This is a genomic window from Jeotgalibacillus malaysiensis, assembly GCF_044789845.1.
Taxonomy (GTDB): domain Bacteria; phylum Bacillota; class Bacilli; order Bacillales; family Jeotgalibacillaceae; genus Jeotgalibacillus; species Jeotgalibacillus malaysiensis_A.
The window spans coordinates 1,371,604-1,388,008 of sequence record NZ_CP085252.1 but is presented as its reverse complement, the minus strand read 5'-3'; the positions used below and the strand labels follow the sequence as shown (position 1 = coordinate 1,388,008).

The window sequence follows — 16,405 nt, the reverse complement described above, 5'->3', positions numbered from 1 at the left end:
AGATGACCACAGAATGAAAAAAGAACCTTATGTGAAAGTAAGTAGGTTGATTGCTCCAGTAGTGGATACTAAAACCTCTGAGATGAAAACCAAGTCTTTCATAATTGTCAGTCTGGTTCATGGTGGATTCCGTCAAAATGAACTTCAGAAGTTGGACTCAAAGGGAATTAAAAGGGTGGTGAAGATGTTTGACAGCTACCCAGAGAAGCTTATGAAATTTAACCCTTCTGATGAGCAACTCATTCAAGCTGTTACTGTTTCAACTTACCTCCAGAACTTCAAACCACAGTATGGAGATGAGATTGTCTTGAGAGCTGATGATTACTACAGAGATAAAGAGAACCTTGGGGATGTGATAATTGAGGATATACCCCAAGTGATTAAGGGGGTTTTAGTCTAATGTGGAATGAGCAGTACAAGAACCTTGATGAGGAACAACGCAAAGAACACGCTAGTAAAATGCAAAGCCAGATTCAGCAAAAAGTAGAACAGCTCACCAAAAGACCAACAACAGCAGTTCAAAAGAAAGTCATGTATGAAATGGCTCTGGTGATTTTAACAAATGATTGTTCAAAGGTAGTTTTAGACTTACCAGCTGGGTCATTCAAGAGTGTAGCTCAAAAGGAAATGTTAGCTTATATGATTAAAAATTTCTCTGATTTTTCCGCTCTAGTGGTGGCTGAAAAGATTGAAACCATAAAGGAATTTACTGAGTACATGGAAACCTTGGGGGTTGAAGCTTTTCCACTCCTTGGCAAAGACAATTACTCTTCTGATGTAGCCTACAAAGACGCTCTTGATAGAGCCAAAGTAGCAAGACTCCTTGTGGTAACAACAGCTAAGTTCACCTACAAGAGCCAAGCTGGAACAGCGGAAGACCTTATAAATGGTCGCTCACTAATTTGGTTTGATGAAAGACCTGATTTGCTTGAGTCTTTGACTGTTACTGAAGATTCTCTCACCGATATGAGGAAAGTTGCTAAGCGACTTAAGAGAGACCCTCAAGTAAGTAAGCATGATGTGAAGATGCTACTCAAGTTCATTGAGCTAGTGGAAGAAACTCTTGAGAGCATTGGTGATGTGTTTGAAGAGCTTGAGAGCGGAGAAGAGAAGGAGCTACCAGATTTCCCTCACCTTACTTGCAAAAAGGAAAAAGGAAACCTTGGAAGACTCTCCCCACTTCACCCAGTTCTTGAGTACAACCGTTTTCCAGAAGAACTTGAAGAGGATAACAAAGAAGGATTCAAGAACCTGAAGGGTTTAAGACTGAAGTGGAATAACCTTGTTGAAGAGCTTGGGGAGTCCACCCTTGAAGCTTTCGAGACCCTTATAAGCGTACTCAAGTATGGTGGTAGCTTTTCAGTGAGAAATGGAGAAGTGAGTTTGACTGGGAACAAAAGATTTGATATGAGCCAATTAAACAACGTTAAAATGTTGTGCTCAGACGCTACCTTCAAAGAAGACCCTATGTGGTTTGGTAAAGGTGTCAAGTCCATAACACTACCAATTGCAAAAGGTGATTATGACAAATTCTTGCTGATGAGTCATGTTGGATATACTCTCACCAGAAGTTCCTTTGAAGCTTACGACACCAAAGATGAAAATGGAAAGATAACAGACAATGACCTTGTGAAACAGCTCAGTAACACCTCAATGATGTACTTGAGTGAAATTCACAACTCTGGAAGACCAGCTAAAAAAGTCTTGATAACTGGCTTCAAAGATTACCGCTCACTCTTTGAGAGCTACGCTGAAGAGACCATTCTCACATTACCTTTTGTTGATACGGTTGATTTCAAGAACGCTGACTCTGGAAGAGCACTCAACAAGTGGTCTGATTATGATGTGATTCTAATGTTTGCAAACATGAATTTTTCAGCTCAGATGTACTTGGAGCAAGCAAGGTCTGTTTATGGTGGCTCTGTTCAAAGGTTTGGAGCTGATTTCCTCAAAGGTGATATGAGGTTCCATGAAGGGCTTGTGAATGATTATAAGGTTAGAAGCAACCTAGTAGTTATGATTCAAGAGCTTGCAAGACTAAGAATGTACCGCTCTCAAAAGGTTCAAACAGCGGTTGTGTTTGCCAGAAATGAAACCTTCCAGAAGCTACTTCAACAACACTTCCTTGATGGGGGAGCTAAAATTAAAAGGTTGACCAACAAGATACCAGCTCTTGAAGAACGTCTCTCAGTTCGAGAAAAGATAGAGATGGCACTCATTCAGTTGCACTCTGAAGGTCTTGAAGAAGTAACTAACAAAGAGGTTAGAGCCAAAACTGGAATGGTCAGTGAGGATAAAAAGAAAGACAGGGTTTACCAAAAGGATTTTAGCAGAGTGAAAAAGGATGAAAGCTTCCAAGATTTCTTGAAGAGCCAAAACATTCAAGCAAACAAAAGAGGTTTCACCTTCCTAGAACCGCTCCAGAAGGAAACCATTCCAGTTGACCCTAACCCACTTACCAGAGAGGAACTAGAAGAGATTGAATTTGGATGATTGACACAATGATTAAACGATAACTAAAAAGCTGTACTACAGCAGGATGGATTGAAGTGAATGAACTAGGTAACACATTAAGATTGACCAGCTTTCTGGTCTGCAAGGGAGATGATGTAGCTGATAAGACTCAGCAAGACTTCATGGTGGTCTTGCAAAGAGTCCACCGCTCAGGGCACTTGCCCCCTCGTGATGTTAGTAACACCAAGATAAGTAAAGACCGCTGGAAGCCAATTCAGAAGCGTGGAGGAAAGTTGTTCTTGAAATGGTTCCCTTTGTTGGAAACTCTGGAGCAAGTTCCTGAAGGATTCTTTGAAGAAGCCAAGTTCATTAGAACTGATGACCAGTATGTTCCTTATGAAGGGGAAGAACAAGCAAGAACCTTCCTCAAAAGGTACTTGGATGAGGAATGGAAGCGGAGAGACCCTTCAGGGGTAGAAAAGCTCAAGAAACCGCTCATAATTAACCTTTGTCATGCTGTAGTGATTCAGGTTGAGAACTTCAACAAGAATGGAAACCTTATGAGCAAGGGAACTGATTTGGTGCTCTTCAAGCTACCAGTCAAGAAACCTCAGAACTACGCTGAAATGACAGAAGCAACACTTGAGCACCTTCCAGAGGGGATACTCCCAGAAAAGCGGAGAACAGCTGTTAAGCAAGTCTTAACTGTACTCCCTGAACTAGCCCCTGACTCAAGGGATAAGTGGAATGACGCTAGGAAGCACTCAATTGAGATTTGGTACTAAGCCTTGTGAGAGTAACTCAGAGGGTTTTTTGTGATGAAAAAAACAAGCGGAGAGTGATTGATTATGTTTGGTAAAAGCAAGAAGGAACTTGAAAAGGAAATGGATTATGTCAAAGCTATGATTTCAAAGGTTGGCAAAGATAAGGCTGAACTTGAAGCTGAGCTTGAAAGGTTGAACACTCGCAAGAAGCGACTCACAGCTGAACTTGCAAAGTTCCAAACTGAAGAGGAAAACAACCGCATTGTGATTGATTGGAGAAATTAAGGTGGAGCAAAGCTTCACTAAACTCAAAAGAACTTCAAAAAAAACTAAGAGGTGGATGAAGAATGAACAAATTTGAAAAGGAACTACAAGACATTAAACAAGCTCGTAAAGATGAGATTATGGAGAATTACTTGCAACGAATTGAAGAAGAAGCAAAGCTCTCAAGAATGACTCCAGAGGAACGCTATAAGTACCTCTCAGAGAAACAGCTCAAGAGCATACAAGCTTCTGAGAAGAAACGCATGGAGATTTCTGAAGGGCTTAACAATGACAGAATTGACGCTCGCATGAGCCGAGCTGAAGAACACGCTCGTAAGGCTATGGCTGAGATGGAAGTTAACGAGCGAAAACGAAAAGCTCACTCTGAGAGTGTTTGGCAAGAGAAACAGAAACGTAACAAACGCTAATTGGCAACTTGAGGGGAAGAGTGAAAGGAGTCGCACTAAAAAAAGATTCATGGAGGTGCTGGAGATGAAACCAGTAATTTCATTTGAAGAAAGGATTGATTGGATTAAGAAGGAGTACCAGTTCAAGTTGAAGATGATTGAGCTAGAACTAAAAAGCAGAGAGATTGATAGAGAGCTTCAGGAACTGTCTCAGAACGTTCAAATTCGCTCCCAGAGAGCTTAACATAGATTGCTAGAGGATTTTGTGCTCAGAAGGTGGAGGAGACTCTCAGAAACGCTCTGAGGGCTTCTCGCACTAACTAAAAAAGGAGGAAGAAAACATGACTGAAAAACAACTACAAAAAGTACTAGCTCGCATTGAGGAACTAACTGGGAAGGCACTTGACAGAGACCAAGGCTCACTTTCAAAAGCTGAGATTGATGAGTTACGCTCTCTCTTGAAGAAGGTTCATGAAACTAAGAAGAAAAACACTCAAGATGAGAACAAAAAGCTTTCTGAGATTGCCAAAGAAAACATTTCAATGAGCGTCTCAGTGGTCTTTGGAGAAGAAGCCTTAAAGGTTGCTGAAGAGAAGTTCCAAAAGAGTTTACCGCTTCAGGAACGAATGAAGAGTATGAAAACCAAGATGGAGGAACTAGAGAAGTTCTACCAGAAGCAAACTCCAAAGCTTCAAGCTGAAGCGGAACGACTCAAGGAGAAAAACCGAGAGCGTCAGATTCAGGAAGACTACTTGAAAAAGTACAACTACCCACTTTAATTAAACGGAGGATGATATAGATGGATAGATTAGAAGAGATTTTGAATGGAATGAAGGAAGCCATTGATGAGGACAGCTTCTTCTTGTTTATGAATTACATGGATGAACTGGAAGAGTTGAAAGGAACAAAGTTCTTGATGATTGCCCTTGAGAGCTTTGCTCCAACAATTCCAGAAGGGAGCATGATAGACCAGCTCGTTAAGGATTGCAACGAGCTAGACCTAGGAGGTGAAGAGTAATGAAAAGGAATGAACTAAAAAGAGATTTCCCTGAGCTGTTCTTGAAGGTTCAGGAAATGGAGGTTGAAGCTAACAAAGACCGCCACTCTCCTGAGACTAAAAAGGTTTGGGGAGAACTTGGTAAGAGGACTGAAGCTTGTTTCGCATTAGGTCAGAGAGGTGGCAACTACACAGCTTGCTTGAGACCAGTTGTTGAGGGGAAAAACCGCTGTTCCCTCCATGGGGCTTTGGGGAATGAAAATGTCTCTGAAGAGTCAAAGCTCAAGAAGCTTCAAAACTTGAGACCTACAGCTCCCATGGTACATGGTCTTTACGCTGAAAAGGGGAACTTCATTGAGTCACTCACTGAGGGGGAGTTACGCTTCATGGCTTGGTTAGACCAAGAAGTAAGAAGCCACTATGAAGTAGAGTCTGGCATTGGTGATGTGATTCTTGAGGGTCTCTTACATGACGCTATACTCCATTTCCGTTTGCTCAATTCAGGGAGACTTGAAAGAGGTTCAAAGCATACAGCTAAACCCCTTATGGACTTGATGAAAGCTTGTAAAGAGATGGGATGGGTAAAGAAGTCAGACGCTGAGAGACGCACTCACAAGACAGCTCAAGCGGTTGCTGATTTGTTGGCTTTTGCTGATAATTACGAGGATGAAGAAGAGGATAAACAACCGCTAAATTAACTGAGAGCTAAACCCTCTTTGGTTGGTTCAAACAAGGTGCTGAAGGTTCAACAAGAACTGGAGCTTTGAGAGTCAACCTTGATGGTTTACCTTAACAACAAACCCTAGAGAGCTGGTCTATAAGGCTGGCTCTTTTATCTTCCCCCAGAGGTGATTCTTTTGGAAGTAAGAAGCTCATGGACATTTGCAAACAAGCTTGTTATGTTCATTACCACTGATGTGCAAGATTCTCAGGAGTTAAGAGACCTTGTGAACAGGGAGCTTGACAAGTACAACAGAGGATTCACTGAGGTGGTAATTATGGGAACCAACAAAACTTCACTGGTCTTTCCCCTTTGGTGATTTGCCCCCTCACAGGGTTTTACTTGTGGACTCTTGACACCTTCTAGGTGAACGCTGTACAATGGACTTGTAAATTAAAAACTGTACAGCGTTCTCAAGAGGTCAAATGCTTGAGTGACACGCTCTCACTGATAAATCTGGGTTCCTTTCACCTTGACAGGGAAGGGGTCGGGGGTTCAAGTCCCTCACAGGTCATCTGAAAAGCACTTTTATGAAAGTGCTTTTTTTCATGCGCTGACAAAGTGGGATCTAATCGGTAAAATGGGGATAAGCAAATAAATACAGCTATCCTTGATCCTGCTGAAAAGGAGATCATATGAATATTTATCTATTCTGGCTGATTCAGTTAACCTGGGGTTTATTAATTAATATTCCCGGTCTACTCATTTCATTGATTTTCATATGCTCAGGGAAAAAACCGAAGCTGTTCAATCAGGCGGTTTATTTTGAAACGGGAGAAAAATGGGGAGGCGTTAATTTTGGAGGGTTCTTTTTTGTTCAAAAAGATGCTTCTGAAAGGCTGAAATCCCACGAGTACGGTCACTGCTTTCAGAACCTTTACCTGGGTCCATTGATGCCATTTGCTGTAACGATCCCTTCAGCTTTCCGCTACCACATCCGGGCATATAGAATGAAAAAAGGGTCACCCTTAAAACCTTATGATTCCTTCTGGTGTGAATCCTGGGCAACAAGGTTAGGCGAAAAACATTCGCATTCATCATAAAAAAGCATCCAGGGATCGGAGAAAGATCCGACGCCGGGATGCTTTTTATTATGCTTTTGCAGTTTGAAGATTATCTTTATCTTTTCTCTTCCATACAAACTGAAGAACAAGCAGTGCAACAAACAGCCCTGCACCAAGCAGGTCAGTGATGCCCTCAGGGTAAATCAGCATAAGTCCTGCAGTCAGTGCAAGAACTCTTTCAATTGGATGTACCGGTCTGTACCAGTAACCAATTACTGCTGCACCAATTGCTGTCATGCCGGCAAGTGCCGTTACGACTGATAATGTAATTTCCCCTGCATTTGTATCAATCAGCAGCAGCTGAGGAGAAAGAACGAACATATATGGGATGATAAATGCGCCAATGGCTAGCTTGGCGGCATTGATCCCGGTTCGTATCGGCTCCCCGCCTGATACCCCTGCGGCGGCAAACGCCGCGAGCGCTACCGGTGGTGTAATATCAGCCACGATTCCAAAGTAGAATACGAATAAGTGAGCAGCCAGCGGTGGAACGTCAAGCAGGATCAAGGCTGGTGCTGCGATTGTTGCTGTAATCACATAGTTCGCAGTGGTTGGTGATCCCATACCAAGTATAATCGCTGCAAACATTGTGAAGAACAACGTCAACAGCAGGATCCCGCCAGAAAGGTCTACAAGTCCGTTAGCAAGCTTCAGACCAAGTCCTGTACGTGTAACAACCCCTACAATAATACCTGCACAGGCTGTTGCCACAGCAACAGATAACGCAGTTCTCGCACCATCTGCGAGTCCATCGAAAAACTTTCTGATGTTAATACGTGTATCTTTACGGATCATGCTGACCAGTATTGTAATCACGATTGAATACAATGCTGCTCTAATAATTGAATTACCATCAAGCAGTAAGAAAATAACTGCAAAGATTGGAGTTAATAAATAAATCTTTTTTAGCACTACAGATTTTTTTGGAATTTCTGAGTCAGGTAATCCTGTCAGACCAATTCTTTTAGCTTCAAAGTGTGTAATGATCCAGATACCTGCAAAATATAATAAAGCAGGAATTGTAGCAGCTTTGGCAATTTCCCAGTACGTAACGCCGCCAATGAATTCAACCATCAGGAACGCTGCCGCACCCATGATCGGCGGCATCAGCTGTCCACCGGTAGAAGCGGCTGCCTCTACACCACCGGCAAATTCTTTTCTGTAACCAAGCCGTTTCATCATCGGAATTGTAAATGAACCCGACGTTACCACGTTTGCTACAGAACTACCGCTGATTGTTCCCTGCATCGCACTCGAGAAGATCGCTACTTTAGCAGGTCCACCGACTGCTTTACCCGCGAATGCCACGGCAAGGTCATTAAAGTACTGCCCAATTCCCGTTTTTACAAGGAAAGCTCCAAATAACAGGAACAGGAAGATGAATGTTGCTGATACATATAATGGTGTACCAAATATACCTTCTGAAGAAATAAACATTGTATTAACTAAACCTTCCAGGTCAAGCCCTCGGTGACGCAGGAAGCCCGGCATCTGAGGACCGAATAAAGCGTATGCCATAAAGGTCACTGCGATGATCATGATTGGAAGACCGACAGCACGTCTGGTTGCTTCAAGTACTAACAGAATCGCAATCAGCCCTGTCCAGAAATCCAGAGGTGAAATTGAACCGATTGTATTTACAATCCGGTCTTCATTCAGCGGATAATAGGCACCTACCCAAATTGATAACAGCGCCAGAATACTGTCATACCATGTGAGTTTATTGTGTCCAACCTTCTTTTTTGAAACAGGGAAAAGAAGAAATACTAAAGTAAGTGCAAAACCTAAGTGTATAGATAATAGCGTCTGCCTTGGAATTGACTGTGTAACGGCAGCATAGATCTGAAAAACAGAGAATGCGATTAGTCCGATAAAGACGACCCAATTCAGGATCCCTTCATACTGTTTCGTTCTCGAATCCGGATCATATTTTGCCAGCAGATCCTTCTGTTCTTTTTCGCCAAACTGTTCTTCATCTTTATGCTCCAGTTCAGCTTTGTTTTTATCCTCAGTCATCCATTCCAACTCCTCTCAATAACTCTATCAATGTTAATTGTTTAATAGATATTATAATAAATGTTCCAGGCTCAATATAGTCATGCAGGGCATAATCCTTGTCACGATAGTGAAATACATGACTGACTACAACCTGACTTGTATGCAGATTAATAGATGGAAATACCCGATTCATATTTTCGATCCTGTACTTCCCATCTTTTTCAACAAATTCTTCGCCTTCGTACATGGCATTTGATGGCATACCAATTGCCATATCTTCATATTCGAGTGCCACTTGTTTTACATCGTTTTGCTGTGTGATTTCGTAATAATCAATCACTTCTGATTGATGAATAGAATGTGTATAGCTTAACTGAAAACTGTTTTCGTCTGATACGGGGATATAGCTGATCAGTTCTCCTGATTGCTGGTGGTGAAATGTGATCGCTTGTCTGAATGGCAGAAATACAGCAGCAAAAAATACTCCTGTCATCACAATGACCACAATAGGAATCATTTTTTTCTTCTGCATTTCATTTACAACTCCATAAGAATGGGCAAACAGGTCCTTTTGGGACCTGTTTGCCACATCATATTTCATTCAAAGGTGTATTATTGCTCGTCGTAGTAACGCTGAGCACCCGGGTGTACATCGATTCCGATTCCCTCTAGTGCAGTATCAACAGTAATAAATTCACCTTTAGGGTGAGTAATAGAGTCTGTGTTTTCGAAGATTGCTTTTGTGATGTCATAAACTACATCATCTGAAAGCTCAGAAGATACAGCAAGCATCGCCTGAACAGCTACAGTTGGAACTGCTTCTTCAAGACCATAAGTGCCTGAAGAGACTTCATCCTCTGAATAGAATGGGTATTCATCCATCAGTGTCTGAGCCATATCAGCTTCGATTGGTACAATAACAACATCAACCTGAGCAGCAAGTCCTTCTACAGCTCCAGTTGGCGTGCCACCAGTGATAAATGCCGCATCAATAGATCCATCCTGGATTCCAGTTGTAGAATCATCAAATGAAAGGTTTTGAACGTCCATATCATCAAATGACATACCGTGAACTTCTAGAATCTGTTCAGCATTCAGACGTGTACCTGAACCTGACTCACCAACTGATACAGTCATACCAGCAAGGTCTTCAACTGATTCAATCCCTGAATCAGCAGTTGTTACGATCTGAATTGTTTCAGGGTAAAGCGTTGCAAGCCCCTGGATTGTTTCGATTGGTGCATCGAACATTTGTGTACCTTCAACAGCGTAAGAAGCGATATCCGTTTGAACAAACGCAATTTCAACTTCCTCGTTATCGATCATTGCCATGTTTTCAGCTGAAGCGTTTGAAGTATTAGCAGTTGTAGTAATCCCTGTTTCATCTTCAATCAGCTGTGCAAATGTTCCACCAAGCGGATAGTATGTACCGCCAGTACCGCCAGTAGCGATATTGATAAACTCAGGCTGTTCAGAACCGCCTTCACCATCTCCACTGCCGCTGTCATCCCCGCCGCAGGCAGCAAGAATCATTGATACTGCCAGTAGCAATATCATACTTAAATAAAACTTTTTGTTTTTCAAAGTAGTTCCCCCTCCTTATAAAATTGCATAACTACGTATACTATTTTATCACGCAATATTACATTTGTGTCAAACTTAAATCATTTTGTATCTGGTTATTATTTCTGCAAATACTGATAAACCAATTATGGAAACGCTATCTATTCCATGACATTCATGACATCTCATGTAAAAAAGATTGCAATTTCATGGGAGGGTTTGTATAAATTTTGTATAGTATTATTCGTCTTCTATAATTCTTCTTTCACTTTTCGGCAGATTTTCTTCAATATCTCTCAGCCTGTGTGCAAGTCTTGAAGATGCATTTGCCGCAATCGCTGCTACCATGTCATCAAGAAACGTATGGATTCCTCCGCCTCTTTTTGTATCAAGCTTTTCAATAATGCCGATTTTGTTCTTATCAAGATGACCGAATGTTGTAACAGCAATACTGCCATAACCTAATGAAGCCCCGAGTGCAATTGTTTCATCTACACCAAAAAGGCCTTCATCTGTTTCGACAAGTGACTGGAGCGGTTCTGAAAGCTTTTTCTGCTCTGCAAGCCGATCCAGTTCAACTGCAACAAGGATCGCGTGCTGCATTTCTCTTTTCAGCAAAACCTTTTCAACACTCTCAATACACTCATCATGCTTTAGTTTTTCATTATAAGGACCCTGCATTTCATAGACGATTTCTGCAATATCATTAATGGTAACGCCCCGCTCAATTAATACATTATGAGCTGCCTGCGTCACATCATGCGAATGGACTCTGTCGTTTTTATTCTTCATCATAAAATCTCCTTTAGTCATTGTATTTAAGCTTTGTTTAAGATTAATGTTGTTTCTGCACAGCTGGTGATTCTCGCTGCAGGGGGAATCCTGCGGAAAAACGATCGTGAAAAACCCCGGAAGGCAGTGCTCTTCTGCCTGAGGAGGCTTGAGCGTTCGTCCTCGGAAAGCGTCCCCCTGAAGTGGAAATCAACAGCCCACTTAAACAAAGCCTATATTTAATCGATTCAAACGATCAGGTTTTAACTATACCGGAAAGTAGAATTTGATAACTGTATAGACTGATATGATACAATCTATTTGTAAACGCTTCAAACTTTTTTTGTAACAGGGAGGATTTCTGATGCCTAAGACAGGAACAGTAAAAGAACATCAGCTATACAGTGAGGCGCTCGGGGAAGAAATGAATTTACTGGTCTATCTTCCTCACAACTATTCGCCTTTATATAAATACACGGTGCTGATTGCTCAGGATGGAAAGGATTATTTCCAGCTTGGCCGTGTGCCGAGACTGCTGGATCAGTTAAATGAAGATGAAAAAATTGAAAATCTGATTTTTGTAGGGGTCCCCTATAAAAATGTAAAAGACCGCTATGAAAAATATCACCCGGGCGGCAGTCAGCATGATGCTTATGTCCGCTTTATTGCAAGAGAGCTGGTACCTTTCATAGATGACCAGTACCCTACCTATAACATCGGTATTGGACGGGCCTTAATCGGCGATTCACTGGCAGGTACTGTATCTTTCCAGGCAGCTTTGAAATATCCAAACACTTTTGGGCGTGTCATTATGCAGTCCCCTCTGGTGAATGAGGATGTCATTGAGAATGCACAAAAATTCACTGATGTTCAGCTGATTAATTTTTACCACATTATCGGGACCGGTGAAACTTCAGTTAAAACGACCAATGGATCGGAAGCAAACTTTCTTGAGCCTAACAGAGAACTTCATCAGGTAATGAAAGATAAAAATTACAGTGTGTTTTATGATGAATTTAACGGTGAGCATTCATGGAAATACTGGCAGCCTGATCTGGCTCGTGTAATGGAAAAAATGTTTAGAAAAACTTCTTATTAAACGACGCAATATTCAACTATTTGTCTGATATAATTGTATGAGAAACTGATTATTTTATGACGTTAAAGAGGAGGTTGACAATAATGAAGTTTGGTATCGCAGTATTCCCTTCAAAAAAATTACAGGATCTTGCTAACTCTTACAGGAAACGCTATGATCCGCACTATTCACTGATTCCGCCTCATTTGACTCTTAAAGAGCCATTTGATGCAACAGATGATGAGATTAATGTAATTGCAAAAAAGTTAGGTGATGTAGCTAATCATGCAGAGCCTTTTACATTAAGAGCATATAAAATCAGCTCATTTCAGCCTGTAAATAATGTTATTTACATGAAGGTTGATGCTGTACCTGAACTGATGAATCTTTATGAAGCCCTTCACAGCAGTGATTTCGGCGGGAAATCACAATATTCATTCGTTCCTCATATCACCATCGCCCAGAAGCTGTCTAATGATGAACATTCAGATGTATACGGTTCACTGAGAATGGCCGGCGTTGATCATGAAGAAACTGTTGACCGTTTCCATTTGTTATACCAGCTTGAAAACGGGTCATGGACTGTATACGAAACTTATCGTTTAGGTGGCGACAGCTGATGTTTGTAAAGAATGTTGAAACAGATGAGGAATTGCAGGATGCATACCAGGTACGAAAAGAGGTATTCGTTAAAGAACAACAGGTCCCTGAAGAATTAGAGCTTGATCATTTTGATCAGACCGCTGCCCATTTTGTTCTTTATTCTGAAAATCAGCCGGCAGGTGCCGGTCGTTTCAGAATGAAGGATGGAAAAGGGAAAGTTGAAAGAGTGTGTGTGTTAAAAACACTTCGCGGGAAGCACGCAGGCGTTCTATTAATGACAGAGATTGAACAGCATGCAAAAAATTCAGGTATTCAGGCTTTGATCCTGAATGCACAGACACATGCACTTGGCTTTTACGAAAAACTTGGCTACCATGTTATCTCTGATGAGTTTATGGATGCCGGTATTCCCCATTACACGATGCAAAAAGACTTACAATTATCATAAAAAAGCAGCTGCATGATCGCAGCTGCTTTTTATACTATTTAAATAGATGCATTAAAGTTCTGTCCTTTACCTGTTACCTTTGGAATCAGATGTGGTGGAATTGTCTGGATGTGAAAGATAGGCGCATCACCGCTTTTAAAATCACTTTCACGTTTCTTAGCTTTTCTGTCCAATTTCTCCTCAAGCTCTTCTTCAAAATCTCTGTCAGATCTGCGAAGCGGATTGACTCTTTGAACAGGCGTTAAGTAGTACGGATCGTAATCCTTCATTGTGACTCTCTCGGCGTACTGTTGGTACTGCAGCTGATTTACTGGTGCGATATAGCCCATTCTTATCACCTCCGAATACTATTTAATATTACCTTTTTTACATAAAATTAAACTTCCTGATATACTTTTCGAACATTAGCTGATTTTTATAAGGGTTATTTTTTATTAATCATATTAGACAGTGTCTGATAATCAAGTTTTTCCCCTTTTGCTGTAACTGTTTTCGCAATTTTTTCTTCCATTTCTTTAGTAATTGGTTTCCCTGCAGCTGATGCTACCTGACGTACCAGCTTTTTAACGGTTTGTTCATCGTTGAAATCCGCGTGCTGAAAAGCATTGGCAAGCGCAAAAATCTGATCCATATTAACCCCGGTTTTATTCTCTATCTTTTTAAAAAAAGCATCATTCATATTTAACCCTCCCTTTGATTGTCAAAAGCCACCCCATACCGGAGTGGCTTTCGCGCTTAATAGTAGAAGCTCGCGCCAACAATAACTAACAGAATGAAAAGCACAACAATCAGCACAAACGTAGAGCCGCCATTGTACCCGCCATAATTGCCATATCCACAGTTGCCGTACATACCTTCACCCCCTGACTTCTATATTCTATGTAGAAGATATATAGAAAGAGTGGGCATACGTTCAGGCTTTCGGTTTAAATATAAGTGCACCAATAAACCCGAAAATAATTGCTGCGGAGATACCTGAGCTTGTGACTTCAAACATGCCTGTCATGACGCCAATAATGCCGTGCTTCTCTGCTTCCTGCATTGCACCGTGCAGCAGTGCATTGCCAAATGAAGTGATTGGAACGGTTGCCCCTGCTCCTGCAAAATCGATAAGCGGTTCATATAATCCAAACGCTTCGAGCAGCGCCCCGCTGACGACCAGCGCACTGAGCGTATGTGCAGGCGTCAGTTTCAACACATCCATCATTAATTGTCCAATTACACAAATCAATCCACCGACAACAAATGCCCAGAAAAACATTGGGATCATCCTATTTCACTCCTTTTATTGGACTGATCAGCGATACAGCATGAGCGATACAGGGAATGGTTTCTTTTTGCTGGAAGGTCAGTGGAGATAAGAGCGCGCCAGTTGCCACGACTAAAATTCGGCTGACAGCACCCGAAGCTAATTGATTTAAAAAGTAACTGTACACCATAGCAGCCGAACATGCCGGACCACTTCCTCCTGCCATCACCTCTTCAATCCCCTCATAAATCAGTTTTCCGCAATCTAAAAATTTTTCATCTGTTAAATGAATATGTTTTTTATTCAATATATCCTTTACAGTCGCATGACCGATCTCAGCTAAATCTCCAGTAATAATGTAATCGTAATCCTCCGGTGTTTCACCGCACTGCTTCAGGTGTCTCTCAATGACATCTGCTGCGGCAAGTGACATGGCAGCTCCCATGTTAAAGGGATCAGTGACATTTATATCCTGGACTCTGCCAATAGTTGCTTTTTCTATATATGCCATAGAGTTTTCACGACTGCCACTAACAAGGACTGCACCTGCTGCTGTAACCGTCCATTGTGCTGTAGGCGGCTTTTGTCCACCATACTCAGTTGGATACCTGAATTGTTTTTCTGTTGCTGCGTTGTGACTTGATACTCCAGTTAATACATACTCTGTGAATCCCCCATCTACAAGCGCTGCTGCTAATGCTAATCCTTCCATAGAACTTGCACATGCACTGAAAATTCCTAAGTAAGGGATTTCTAACGTTCTTGCTGTTATACTGCTCGGTGTAATCTGGTTAATCAAATCGCCCGAAATGAAACAATCAACGTCTTCTCTCTTCATATTTACTTTTTCGAGCACCTTATTTGAAACAGTCTCCATTAATTTCCGCTGTGCTTTTTCGAACGTTTTCTCACCCATATATAAATCTTCAAAAAAAGTATCAAACGAAGCTGAATATGGACTTTTTTTTTCAAAAGGACCTGCTGCTACTGCAGACGATATGATTGATGGATGCGAGTAAAAATGCCATGTTTTCATTCAGATGACTCCTATCTGAATCAGAATTGTTTTTACAAGTGCAATAAAAAAAGCTGATACAACACCAAATACAATGACTGACCCTGCAAGCTTAAAAATATTTCCCCCGACTCCAAGTACCAGCCCTTCACTTCTGTGTTCAATTGCAGCACTTATAACAGCATTACCAAACCCTGTTACCGGTACTGCACTTCCCGCTCCGGCAAACTGACCGAGCTTTTGATAAAGACCAAACCCTGTAAGCAGCATTGAGAAAAACACCATAATCGCTACTGTTGGATTTCCTGCGGTTTGTTCGGTAAAGGGGAAATAGCTAATTAATAACAGCGTCACAACCTGTCCGATCGTACATATAAAACCACCTACTAAAAATGCTTTTAGACAGTTTATCAGTACAGGTCTTTTAATCTCATTCTGTTCTGCAGCATCTTTCGACTGCCTGACCCATATATCAGCCACATTCATCACCTCTTACGTCATTTCTTTTTTCAATTTAATGATCTTTTCAATTTCATCCATCGCTTCTTTCTCACTTAATGAGTTGGACGCCCACTTATCTGAAAGGTCATATAATTCAAGAAAGATTTTATAATCACTTGAAAGCACGATTTCTTTATTCGGATACTTCTCTTCGAGCCAGGCTTTCATTTCTTTTTCAATTTCTTTCATTTGAAAGCGGTGGAGGTGTTTTACTTTATAACTGACAACCAGCGTTGAATCTGCAGCTACTACAACAGAATCATACAGCTCTTTAGTGTCCTCTATATGTTCTGCAACCTCTTTGATCGTACCGTTCTCACTATCATGAATTTTGACATGGACAGGTCCAGTCTGCTCAAGCGCAGCACAGCCGGACAATAAAACTAAGCAGATCGCCGGTAAAATAAACTTTTTCATCGAATCGCCTCTTTGCCGTTCGGAATAGACATAGTTTGTCTTACTCTGAAGGTTTTATGCCTAATTTTAAAAAACACGGCAAATGACCACT

24 protein-coding genes are annotated in these 16,405 nt (G+C 41.4%); 13 read left to right on the top strand and 11 right to left on the bottom strand.

From position 1 onward, the window contains the following. Positions 1-13: 13 nt before the first annotated feature. The 10 genes from LG330_RS07645 (at position 14) to LG330_RS07600 (ending at position 6,650) form a co-directional block, all read left to right on the top strand. Entirely contained in the window at positions 14-400 is a 387-nt protein-coding gene (locus tag LG330_RS07645) for a hypothetical protein (protein WP_404408774.1), read from the top strand. Next, on the top strand, positions 400-2,493 hold the full coding sequence (locus LG330_RS07640) for a hypothetical protein (RefSeq protein ID WP_404408772.1): 2,094 nt from the start codon (positions 400-402) through the stop codon (positions 2,491-2,493). The genes LG330_RS07645 and LG330_RS07640 overlap by 1 nt, the downstream gene beginning before the upstream one ends. 56 nt (positions 2,494-2,549) lie before the next feature. Next, on the top strand, positions 2,550-3,239 hold the full coding sequence (locus tag LG330_RS07635) for a hypothetical protein (protein ID WP_404408770.1): 690 nt from the start codon (positions 2,550-2,552) through the stop codon (positions 3,237-3,239). 63 nt (positions 3,240-3,302) lie between these two features. Beyond that, a complete protein-coding gene (locus LG330_RS07630; protein WP_404408768.1) occupies positions 3,303-3,503 on the top strand; it encodes a hypothetical protein in 201 nt (66 codons plus the stop codon). 62 nt (positions 3,504-3,565) lie between these two features. Beyond that, on the top strand, positions 3,566-3,910 hold the full coding sequence (locus LG330_RS07625; RefSeq protein ID WP_404408767.1) for a hypothetical protein: 345 nt from the start codon (positions 3,566-3,568) through the stop codon (positions 3,908-3,910). A 64-nt stretch (positions 3,911-3,974) separates the two neighbouring features. Beyond that, complete coding sequence (locus LG330_RS07620; RefSeq protein WP_404408765.1) at positions 3,975-4,133, top strand: hypothetical protein; 159 nt, start codon at positions 3,975-3,977, stop codon at positions 4,131-4,133. Between the two features lie 97 nt (positions 4,134-4,230). After that, entirely contained in the window at positions 4,231-4,668 is a 438-nt protein-coding gene (locus tag LG330_RS07615) for a hypothetical protein (RefSeq protein ID WP_404408763.1), read from the top strand. A 20-nt stretch (positions 4,669-4,688) separates the two neighbouring features. Next, positions 4,689-4,907, top strand: coding sequence for a hypothetical protein (locus tag LG330_RS07610; RefSeq protein ID WP_404408761.1), 219 nt, complete (start codon positions 4,689-4,691; stop codon positions 4,905-4,907). After that, positions 4,907-5,584 (top strand): hypothetical protein, encoded by a 678-nt coding sequence (locus LG330_RS07605; protein ID WP_404408759.1) that lies wholly within the window; start codon positions 4,907-4,909, stop codon positions 5,582-5,584. The genes LG330_RS07610 and LG330_RS07605 overlap by 1 nt, the downstream gene beginning before the upstream one ends. A gap of 658 nt (positions 5,585-6,242) precedes the next feature. Continuing rightward, positions 6,243-6,650: a hypothetical protein gene (locus LG330_RS07600; protein WP_404408758.1), complete on the top strand. Its 408-nt coding sequence runs from the start codon at positions 6,243-6,245 to the stop codon at positions 6,648-6,650. A gap of 48 nt (positions 6,651-6,698) precedes the next feature. On the opposite strand, the gene LG330_RS07595 is transcribed toward LG330_RS07600, so the two are convergent. The 4 genes from LG330_RS07595 to LG330_RS07580 form a co-directional block, all read right to left on the bottom strand. Then, positions 6,699-8,687: a TRAP transporter permease gene (locus tag LG330_RS07595; RefSeq protein ID WP_404408756.1), complete on the bottom strand. Its 1,989-nt coding sequence runs from the start codon at positions 8,685-8,687 to the stop codon at positions 6,699-6,701. Beyond that, positions 8,680-9,201, bottom strand: coding sequence for a DUF1850 domain-containing protein (locus LG330_RS07590; protein ID WP_404408754.1), 522 nt, complete (start codon positions 9,199-9,201; stop codon positions 8,680-8,682). Before LG330_RS07590 ends, LG330_RS07595 begins: the two co-directional genes overlap by 8 nt. Before the next feature lie 80 nt (positions 9,202-9,281). Next, positions 9,282-10,253: a TAXI family TRAP transporter solute-binding subunit gene (locus tag LG330_RS07585; protein ID WP_404408753.1), complete on the bottom strand. Its 972-nt coding sequence runs from the start codon at positions 10,251-10,253 to the stop codon at positions 9,282-9,284. A 219-nt stretch (positions 10,254-10,472) separates the two neighbouring features. Continuing rightward, positions 10,473-11,024 (bottom strand): phosphatidylglycerophosphatase A, encoded by a 552-nt coding sequence (locus LG330_RS07580; RefSeq protein WP_404408751.1) that lies wholly within the window; start codon positions 11,022-11,024, stop codon positions 10,473-10,475. A gap of 343 nt (positions 11,025-11,367) precedes the next feature. Here LG330_RS07580 and LG330_RS07575 point away from each other — a divergent pair, with 343 nt between their 5' ends. From LG330_RS07575 to LG330_RS07565, 3 genes are all read left to right on the top strand, one after another. Continuing rightward, the gene (locus LG330_RS07575) at positions 11,368-12,102 is read left to right on the top strand and encodes an alpha/beta hydrolase (RefSeq protein WP_404408749.1); all 735 of its coding nucleotides are present in this window, start codon (positions 11,368-11,370) and stop codon (positions 12,100-12,102) included. A gap of 83 nt (positions 12,103-12,185) precedes the next feature. Next, positions 12,186-12,701, top strand: coding sequence for a YjcG family protein (locus LG330_RS07570; RefSeq protein ID WP_404408748.1), 516 nt, complete (start codon positions 12,186-12,188; stop codon positions 12,699-12,701). Beyond that, positions 12,701-13,132 carry a GNAT family N-acetyltransferase gene (locus tag LG330_RS07565; protein WP_404408746.1) on the top strand — a complete coding sequence of 144 codons (432 nt, stop codon included), beginning with the start codon at positions 12,701-12,703 and terminating at the stop codon, positions 13,130-13,132. The genes LG330_RS07570 and LG330_RS07565 overlap by 1 nt, the downstream gene beginning before the upstream one ends. Positions 13,133-13,170: 38 nt before the next feature. Here the strand turns inward: LG330_RS07565 and LG330_RS07560 are convergent, their stop codons facing one another. The 7 genes from LG330_RS07560 to LG330_RS07530 form a co-directional block, all read right to left on the bottom strand. Next, positions 13,171-13,461, bottom strand: coding sequence for a hypothetical protein (locus LG330_RS07560; RefSeq protein WP_404408744.1), 291 nt, complete (start codon positions 13,459-13,461; stop codon positions 13,171-13,173). Between the two features lie 95 nt (positions 13,462-13,556). After that, positions 13,557-13,811, bottom strand: a complete 255-nt coding sequence (locus LG330_RS07555; protein ID WP_404408742.1) for a stage VI sporulation protein F — start codon at positions 13,809-13,811, stop codon at positions 13,557-13,559. 56 nt (positions 13,812-13,867) lie between these two features. After that, positions 13,868-13,984: a YjcZ family sporulation protein gene (locus LG330_RS07550; RefSeq protein WP_039808466.1), complete on the bottom strand. Its 117-nt coding sequence runs from the start codon at positions 13,982-13,984 to the stop codon at positions 13,868-13,870. A 61-nt stretch (positions 13,985-14,045) separates the two neighbouring features. After that, positions 14,046-14,402, bottom strand: a complete 357-nt coding sequence (spoVAE, locus tag LG330_RS07545; RefSeq protein ID WP_404408740.1) for a stage V sporulation protein AE — start codon at positions 14,400-14,402, stop codon at positions 14,046-14,048. A gap of 1 nt (position 14,403) precedes the next feature. Beyond that, the gene (gene spoVAD, locus LG330_RS07540) at positions 14,404-15,417 is read right to left on the bottom strand and encodes a stage V sporulation protein AD (protein ID WP_404408738.1); all 1,014 of its coding nucleotides are present in this window, start codon (positions 15,415-15,417) and stop codon (positions 14,404-14,406) included. Further along, complete coding sequence (gene spoVAC / locus LG330_RS07535; protein ID WP_404408736.1) at positions 15,418-15,876, bottom strand: stage V sporulation protein AC; 459 nt, start codon at positions 15,874-15,876, stop codon at positions 15,418-15,420. A gap of 12 nt (positions 15,877-15,888) precedes the next feature. Continuing rightward, the gene (locus LG330_RS07530) at positions 15,889-16,314 is read right to left on the bottom strand and encodes a sporulation protein (protein ID WP_404408735.1); all 426 of its coding nucleotides are present in this window, start codon (positions 16,312-16,314) and stop codon (positions 15,889-15,891) included. Positions 16,315-16,405: the final 91 nt, after the last annotated feature.